General features: G+C 45.8%; 6 protein-coding genes. 1 reads left to right on the top strand and 5 read right to left on the bottom strand.

Features of this window, described 5'->3' with window-relative positions; translation table 11 throughout:
* Positions 1 to 146 precede the first annotated feature (146 nt).
* Positions 147 to 878 (top strand): hypothetical protein, encoded by a 732-nt coding sequence (locus EA392_11945; protein TVR37725.1) that lies wholly within the window; start codon positions 147 to 149, stop codon positions 876 to 878.
* A gap of 7 nt (positions 879 to 885) precedes the next feature.
* Here the strand turns inward: EA392_11945 and EA392_11940 are convergent, their stop codons facing one another.
* From EA392_11940 to EA392_11920, 5 genes are all read right to left on the bottom strand, one after another.
* Positions 886 to 1,410, bottom strand: coding sequence for a hypothetical protein (locus tag EA392_11940; protein ID TVR37724.1), 525 nt, complete (start codon positions 1,408 to 1,410; stop codon positions 886 to 888).
* 181 nt (positions 1,411 to 1,591) lie between these two features.
* Entirely contained in the window at positions 1,592 to 2,302 is a 711-nt protein-coding gene (locus tag EA392_11935; protein ID TVR37723.1) for a M48 family peptidase, read from the bottom strand.
* A complete protein-coding gene (locus tag EA392_11930) occupies positions 2,302 to 5,475 on the bottom strand; it encodes a type I restriction endonuclease subunit R (protein ID TVR37722.1) in 3,174 nt (1,057 codons plus the stop codon). Before EA392_11930 ends, EA392_11935 begins: the two co-directional genes overlap by 1 nt.
* On the bottom strand, positions 5,472 to 6,659 hold the full coding sequence (locus tag EA392_11925) for a DUF1016 domain-containing protein (GenBank protein ID TVR37721.1): 1,188 nt from the start codon (positions 6,657 to 6,659) through the stop codon (positions 5,472 to 5,474). The genes EA392_11930 and EA392_11925 overlap by 4 nt, the downstream gene beginning before the upstream one ends.
* Before the next feature lie 178 nt (positions 6,660 to 6,837).
* Complete coding sequence (locus tag EA392_11920; protein ID TVR37720.1) at positions 6,838 to 8,118, bottom strand: ATP-binding protein; 1,281 nt, start codon at positions 8,116 to 8,118, stop codon at positions 6,838 to 6,840.
* Positions 8,119 to 8,206: the final 88 nt, after the last annotated feature.

The raw sequence follows: 8,206 nt of genomic DNA, 5'->3' as shown, positions 1-8,206 counted from the left end.
GGACCGCGAAAAGATTCTGGAGTTTATGGGTGTGGCGGAAAGGTTGTTTCGGAATATGTGAGCGGGGGTGGAGTGTTTTGGGGTGTGGTTGTTTTGGAGGTAAAGGATAAACTGCGTTTTAGTCGAAGTTTTTTAATTTGCACCTCATGACAGTGAAGGAATTACGTCAAAGGCTTGAACTTTTAAAAGGCAAATACCCGTCTAAGATGGTAGAAATTCCTGAATTCGTGGATGGACCTGGCTTTTTCCCTGGTTGTTCAGGTACATCTGATATGGAAACAGATATCAGTCAAAAAGACTTCATCATTCTCGGTCAGGATCAAGACAAGAAGGAGGGATTTGAAGAAACGATTAACAAAGGAAGTGAAGAATACACTCCTACTTGGAGGGAGATCAATAAGCTTTTTGGCAGAGTCAAAACAGATGAAGACGACAAATTGAAATTGGATGAATGCTTTTTCACAAACGCCTTGATGGGTGTGAGGAACACAACAAAAAGTACTGGTAAATCACCGGGATTTAGTTCTCCAAACTTTGTGGCAGTGTGTCGTAAAATATTCGAGGAAACGATCGATGTTATACGTCCAAAAGGAATCATATGCCTTGGGATATGGCCAGCCAAATTCGTCGGAATGGCCTCGGGTCAGGTTGCTTCGAAACTAATATGTTTTGAAAAGTATTCTGAAATTGATCAAGCCGGTTTTGCCGTAATGAAAGGTATTCGTTTCGATGCAATCAATAGTTTCCAAACTACTGTCGTGATTCTCTCACACCCTTGTTTGCGGCACCTATATGCTGGAGACAGATCCTATAAATCTATTAAGAATAATGAAGCAGCCGAAGTTGAAATGCTTACAGAATTACTTTACTCCCAGTAATTAAAAATTACTTTGCACCATTCCCCTTTATCTCTTTTTCAAAACCCTTCTGCCAAAAGTACATGTCGAGAATTTTCATGTCAGAGTAGTAGGTGTCACTCTTGTCCTTGATAATTATGCGGGCCTTCTGCAGCTCACACTGGTCACTTGCAAGAAATCCGAAAAGCTCTTGAAGCCCTTTTTCATTGAATCTTCGATTCTCCAACCCATTCACCTTCATTCCAGCAATGAAGTACCGATCAAATGCCGGCACACAGCCCAATGAACCGAGCATTATCTTTGACATTAAGGTTTCGGTAGGATTTATTACGGGCTCTGACTTTTTACCATTTTTATCCAACCGAACAAACTTGAAGCCTTTGTAATGCTTCTCCAGCCGCTCTTTCAACTGAATGATTTTTTCAATTGCTCCCTCATCTATCTCGCTGTCTGGTGAACATCGCAAACTGGGTATCGCTCCTTTAATCAATTCCACGGCACCGTCATGTATCTTGTGACTCTTTTGCAGCAACCCTCCGGATCCGCGATACATACCCCAACTCGCTAAGTAAAAACCCAAATGCAAAGCCAAATCCACATCCTGTTCTCCGCCAAAGGCTTCGTAACAATTCTCCCACGAAGTATATCTATGGTGTTCCACACCCTTAACCTGTGAGATGTACTTTTCAATCACTTCAATGAAATCAGACATATTTCTGGGTATTGTTTTCTTTTTAACTCATCACCTTCTCCAGCCTCTCCTTCCACCTCCTCCAATCGGGCATAATTTTGTCCTGAAGTTTGTAGAATTCTTTGCCGTGGTTGTGGTGCACGAGGTGACACAACTCGTGGATGACCACGTAGTCGATGCACCGCGCCGGGGCTTTGATGATTTCCGGATTGAGCACAATGCGTCCATCGAGCTGACAGCTCCCCCAACGTTTTTGCATTCGTTTCACCACAATATCCGGTAGTTTCAGTTCGAATTTGCGAAACAACGGCATCGCCTCATCAAGGGCTTTTTCAAATCGCTTTTCGGCGTGTTGCTTGTACCACGCTCCCAGCAATTGCTTCACACGATCTTTATTCTCCGGATCAGACAACTTCACAATCAAACGACCGCCCTTTAGCTTCACCGAAGGATGATCATCTCCCGCTTCTAACCTGAGTCGGTATTGCCGTCCAAGATACAAGTGCGTTTCTCCTGAAACATATTCCCGCACGGGCGTGGCGGGTAAAAACGATTCGAAAAACTGCTGCTGCTTTTTTATCCAGCGTCCACGCTTCAAAACTTTGGCTTCTATCTTCAGCCATTCGGCTTGTATGGGTGCTGTGACGTGGACAGTTGCATCAGGTTCCACTGTGATGGCCAGGGTTCTCCGGTCGGTTCGGCTTAGCGAAAATGGAATTGTTGTGGTGCCGTATTGAACTACTTTTTCTTCCATTACACGTAATGCTTTAAAGCCACGCCCATCACCGATTCGATAATCTCATCAATCTGGTCAAAGGTCAATTCTACTCCCTCGTTGCGCAAATCATAGAGGTAATCTTCTATCGTTTGCTTCATGCGATTCTTAACATCTTCTTTCCGCTCCCAGTCCACAATCTTGTTGGCTCTGATGATGTCGTCCACGCGCAATCCGATTTCGGCGCTGCGTTCGGAATCCAATTCCGCGATCTCACTTTGCACAATCCGGTAAAATGCTGTGGCCACCAGTTTGCCTTGCAACACTTCGGGTTCGGTGCCATCGCTCCGGTTTTGCACCTTGTTCATAATATCCATCGCTTCTTTCAGGTAGCTCGCTTCGCTCATGCGTTTATCATGAAATGCATCAATCGTGTCCTGCAGCAACCTCGAAAACTTCCGGAAAAACACCGGGTCTTCGTCCATATTCTCAGAAATGGTTTTGGCCGTGCGCGTGGCAATCATATCTGCCCGGGCCGCTTTGCCTTCCACCTTTTCAACTTCCTTCTGAAAATCCTCGCGGTTAAAGATATTGACCGACTCCGTAATCTGAATGACTTCATCCGAAGTAATGTGCGTATCAATGAGTTTTTGGATTTGCTTTTCGTATTGGCGATAGTCGATGCTGTCGGAGTATCGGCGCTTTACTGACACCCGCAATTTCAGAAAGAATTTTGCATCCTCTTTGTACTGCTCCACTTTCTGCTCGCCGGCTTGCTCCAGAAATCCCAAAGTGGAAAGGGCCATTTTCAGCGTTCGCGCAAAATCAGACAATCGCTCATAAAAACCATCGCGCAAATCCTGTGGCGCCAGAAACAACTCCAAAGCTTCTATATCGTTTTTGTTCTTTACAGACTTAAACAAATCCCAAAGGTGCGCGTGTTTCTGCGGAAGCTTCTCCACTTCTTCTTTCACATTGGTCAACGTGCCTTTCAGGTCGTCCTCGTCAAATTCATCCAATGAACTATAGGTATTCAGTGCTTCATCCAGCTCCCCTAAAATACCATAGTAGTCAATGATATAGCCGTAATCTTTTCCTTCGTACAGCCTGTTAACACGCGCAATGGCTTGCAACAAGGTGTGCTCTTTGAGCGACCGGCACACATACAGCACAATGTTTCTCGGAGCGTCGAAACCGGTGAGCAGCTTGTCCACTACAATAATAATTTCGGGGTGATCGTCGTGCTTAAACGCATTGATGATGTTGCGGTTGTAACTGCGCTCGTTGCCGTGCTTTTTCATCATAGTATTCCAAAACTTCACCACCTCGTCGTTGGGGTCGTTGTACGCATCGTCGTATCCTTCGCGGGTATCGGGACCAGAAATAATAACTTCTGATGTAATGAGTTTGATATCGTCGAGATAGGCCTTGTACTTCAATGCGGCAGCTTTTGACGGAGCCGTGAGCTGGCCTTTGAACGGGGTTTTTTGCCACGTGGATTTATAGTGCTGCGAAATATCCCATGCCGTGCGCCAGATTTTCTGATCGGCCTCGTTGAGCTGGTCGGCGCGGCTGAATTTCTTTTTCAGGTCGGCCCGCTGGTATTCGTTCAGCGGCTCGGATATCATGTCAAAATAATTATCAATAGCCGACTTGTTGATCTCCTGCACCACGTGCCGACCTTCGTACAACAACGGAACTACGGCTTTGTCTTCTACCGCCTGGTCGATGGTGTAAGGATCAATGATGCCCCCGAATTTGGCGGCTGTATTTTTCTCTTTTTTTGTCAGTGGCGTTCCGGTGAAACCGATGTAACACGCATTGGGAAATACCCGCTGCAAATTGAGATTGGCTTCGCCGTAGTGGCTTCGGTGACTTTCATCGACCAGCACAAATATTTCTGACGAATCATTTTCGGCCTTTCCTTTTTTCACGGCGGCCTTAAACTTTTGCAGCAAGGTGGTGATGATGGCCGACTTGTCCTGGTTGATGAGTTCGCTGAGGTGACGCCCCGTTTTGGCCTGTATCGGCTCCATGTCGCAAGCGTCGAATGTGTTGTAAATCTGGTCGTCGAGATCCACGCGGTCGGTGACAAGGACAATGCGCGGATTGCGGATGTTCTTGTCCAGTGCAATGGCCTTGGCCAGCATCACCATGGTGAGCGATTTACCGCTGCCCTGTGTGTGCCAGATCACCCCGCCTCTGCGACGACCCTCGTCGAAATGAGCGATGCGCTTCATGGCTTTTTGTACCGCGAAATACTGCTGATAGCGGGCCACTTTGCGCGTGCCGTTGTCGAACACCATAAACCGAAACACCAGTTCCAACAATCGCTCGGGACGACACAATGCATACAACAATCGATCTTGCTCGGTGAGTTGCATTTCCAGACCAGTCTGTGAAGCGAAATAGGGCCGCATCAACTGAAATGGTTCGGTGTACAGCGCATCGTTCTGACTTTCAGAAAGCGGTGCGTTTTTGAGTTTTTCGAGCGCTTTCCAATTGTTGGCGGGTTCTTTCCACTTGGCCCAAAACTCGGTGGGCGTGCCTACGGTGCCATACCACGCATCGTTGGCAGATAAAGCGAGTAACATCTGTGCGTAAATAAACAGTCCCGGAATTTCCTCTTCGTGCTGGTTGCGCAGGTGCTGCGAAATGGCTTGTTCGTGCGGAGGGATGTTTTTACCCGACGCCAGGTCCGGGCGCTTGCACTCGATAACGACAAAGGGAATGCCGTTGACAAAAAGCACAATATCCGGCCGTCGGCATTGGTGGCTTCCCGTGCGGGCCACGTCCATTTCTGCGGTAATGTGATACACGTTGTTTTCGGGATTCTCCCAGTCGATGTAACGCAGTGAGTAACTCTTCTTATCGCCGCCCAATGTTTCTTCAAAGCTCTTGCCGAGCGTAAGCAAACTGTACACCTTTTCGTTGGTGACCCCGATGCCGTCTTTGAGCGGAAAATCTTTGAGCGCCTGCACCGCCTGGTAAATATTGGCCGAACTGAACTTGAACTGCTCACCGCGAAAGTCAATGTGGTTGATGCGGTGAAGTTGCTGTTCGAGAATTTCTTCGAGCAGTACGGCCGAGGTTTTCTCTCCACGTGCGGCGTGCAATTTGGCTGGCGGAAGGTACTGGTAGCCCAGTTTCATCAGCAGTTGCAGCGCGGGAACCTGGGAGATATGGTCTTCGGCGAAGGAGGGTGCTTTCATGATTGGTCTTTATTTTTCTTGCTCAAGGACTTTTCGAGCTGGCGCTTGGTTGGTAGCTGATCTTTTAGTTGATCCGGCAATGCATCAACCAAATTGTATTCTGCTACCCCCATGGGTTTAGAGGTGTCGCGCAGGGTGTATTCCGCTACAATGCGATTGGCTTCTTTACACAATATCAAGCCGATGCTCGGTTGGTCATCGGGTGACTTTACAAGATCATCGAGCGCTGATAAATAGAACTGCACTTTGCCGGCGTACTCTGGCTTAAACTCACCGATTTTCAATTCGATCACCACGTAACAGCGCAATTTGGTGTGATAGAACAGCAAATCGAGAAAATATTCCTGCCCTCCAACTTCCATTTTGTATTGCCGACCCATGTATGCGAATCCAGCCCCCAGCTCCAATAAAAACTGTGTGATTTGTGCGGTCAGCTTGTCTTCAACGTCTTTCTCTTTCGCTGCTTCGCCGAGTTGCAAAAAGTCGAAGAAATAAGGGTCTTTAAAAGTATCCCTTGCCAATTCAGATTGGGCTTGTGGCAAGGTTGCCGGAAAATTGTGTGTCAGGGCGCCTTGTGCTTTGTGCAGGTTGCGTTCCAATTGGTTGAGCAGCACTTTTCGCGACCAACCGCCTTCGATGATCTTTCGGCAATAAAACAGCCGCTCGTCTGCTGTTTCGAGTTTATCCATCAACACTGTGTGGTGCGACCAGGGAATTTTGGCGACGGGATGTTGCTTGAACAAGTCAAAGGCCATTTCAAATTGTGCAGCAGGCTGCTGCCCTATATCAACACCCTCATTTTCTGTATCGTACAATTGCGCAACAGGCTGTTGCGTAAATTCCACTTTACCACCTTCGCCCAATTGCGCAGCCGCCTGCTGCGTAATTAAGCGGGGCTGCCATTCATTGGCAAATTGACGCATGTAAATCATATTGCGGGACGATAAGCCTTTCATTTCAGGAAGCTCGGCTGATAAGTCTGCCGCGAGTTGCTCGATGATTTTACTCCCCCACCCCTGCCGCTCTTGTTCATAGAGAATATGCCCGCCTATTTGCCAGTAGAGATAAATCAAATGGCTGTTGACCGACATGGCCGCGCGGTGCTGCGACGCGGTGACTTTCTGCTTGAGGGTTTGCAGTAGTTCGCGGTACTGGTTTCTATCGGGTGGCGCTGATTCAGACATTGTGGTTAACCATTAGCGGATTTCATCATCTATTGATTTTGAAGTTTAAACCCTGTTCTGTATTTTCGGTGAACATTTTTCATTGTTTTAAGACGGCCGCGGCAAGACCGCTTGACTTGTTGGGGTCGCAAAAAATCCTCGGTTTTTGAACTGGGGTTTTTTGTTTATTGCATAGCCATCATTGCGGTCTGTTTTCGATTAAATCCAAATAAGAAACTGCTTCGCGCATGAGCGCATTCAACTGTCTCACTGAATAAAACTGATCAATAAGACCAACCAAAATTGTATGAACAAAATTCTTATCATAAGTATCTACATCTAAATTTATGACAGCCTCCAAAAGTCTTTTCGCCTTTCCCTCAGAGTTTAGGTCATCTATATTTAGAGAATTAGTTAATCGTTCATGATATCTTCTCCTTACATTTCCCGCTGCAGTTTGAGCGGAAATCGTTTTAAACTGTCTTCCTTGTCGCAATCTTGAATCATCTCGCAGTCGATTAATAATCTTGTTTTTTACCCAAGAGTTTTTATTTACTCCGTTTAGCAGATCTATACCCTCATCAACGGATAGATTAGCTTTATCCAAATAATAATATACCGGCAAAATAGCAGCTTGTTGATAACACAAGGCTTTTAGATATTCTTCTGGTTCGCTCACATTCACTCCGTTCAAATAATCGCACATAAAATCAACGTCATAGAGATATCTTGATCGAGTAATTACTGTTCCGGCTTCATCAATTTCACCGACTATTTTAACAGCAGGCGCGCCATCAACCTCGTTCGATGAATATTGATCAATTACTTGTAAGCGGCGCAACAAACGCTCATCTAGAATAAATTTATTCCCGTTTAATGTCGAAATTTGACCAAGGTCAGTTGAATAAATCGCAGAACTATCTACTCCGAACTTAGCAATCTTCGAAAACAATTCAGACCATTTTTCTGATTCGCGCTGTTTCACTTCATCCAACAAGTTGATTAAATCAGAAGACTTAATCCGCTCACTTCGACTATTGTAGCGGTAATAAATCGTTGATTCACTTAAAATTATTCCATAATCCTTAATACACACCACCGGTTTTCTGACAGCTTCAAACACATAAAGAAACCCTACCTTAACTCCGTTATCGACTTCTATTTCTGAGCGTTCATAATCAACCGACGGCGCCAGATAGTTATTGAGATATGCTGATATGTTGGCATCGTCAATCGCCGAGAACGACTCGTCAATACCTTCAATTTCCTTGGGCGAATTTTTAACACCAAATATCATGTAGCCACCTCCACGATTTGCAAAGGATGCTATACTCTTGACATACTTTGCACGAGATTCATTGTTGTTCCAATCGAAGACTCGTTTAAACTCAACTTGCAAGCCCTCCCGTTTAATGACTCTATTCTGCGCGTTTAATTTGATCAATTCGCGGAGGACGCTATCTGAAAGCTTATCTGACATTGGATTATTTAGTCTTCTTTTGTTTACCTTTTTCGATTTCTTTTTGAGCAATTCCGAAATTGGCACTCACTCCACTTAAGACTCCATC

The sequence above is a fragment of the Cryomorphaceae bacterium genome (assembly GCA_007695365.1).
In the GTDB taxonomy this organism is placed as follows: domain Bacteria; phylum Bacteroidota; class Bacteroidia; order Flavobacteriales_D; family SKUL01; genus SKUL01.
Note: the sequence above shows the minus strand (reverse complement) of the source record. Positions and strands in the feature narration are given on the sequence as shown.

Bases quoted from the DNA above. Each gene is read 5' to 3' on its own strand.
- EA392_11925 (TVR37721.1), bottom strand. From the start codon at position 6,659: ATGTCTGAATCAGCGCCACCCGATAGAAACCAGTACCGCGAACTACTG.
- EA392_11935 (TVR37723.1), bottom strand. From the start codon at position 2,302: ATGGAAGAAAAAGTAGTTCAATACGGCACCACAACAATTCCATTTTCG.
- EA392_11920 (TVR37720.1), bottom strand. From the start codon at position 8,118: ATGTCAGATAAGCTTTCAGATAGCGTCCTCCGCGAATTGATCAAATTA.
- EA392_11945 (TVR37725.1), top strand. From the start codon at position 147: ATGACAGTGAAGGAATTACGTCAAAGGCTTGAACTTTTAAAAGGCAAA.
- EA392_11940 (TVR37724.1), bottom strand. From the start codon at position 1,410: ATGTATCGCGGATCCGGAGGGTTGCTGCAAAAGAGTCACAAGATACAT.
- EA392_11930 (TVR37722.1), bottom strand. From the start codon at position 5,475: ATGAAAGCACCCTCCTTCGCCGAAGACCATATCTCCCAGGTTCCCGCG.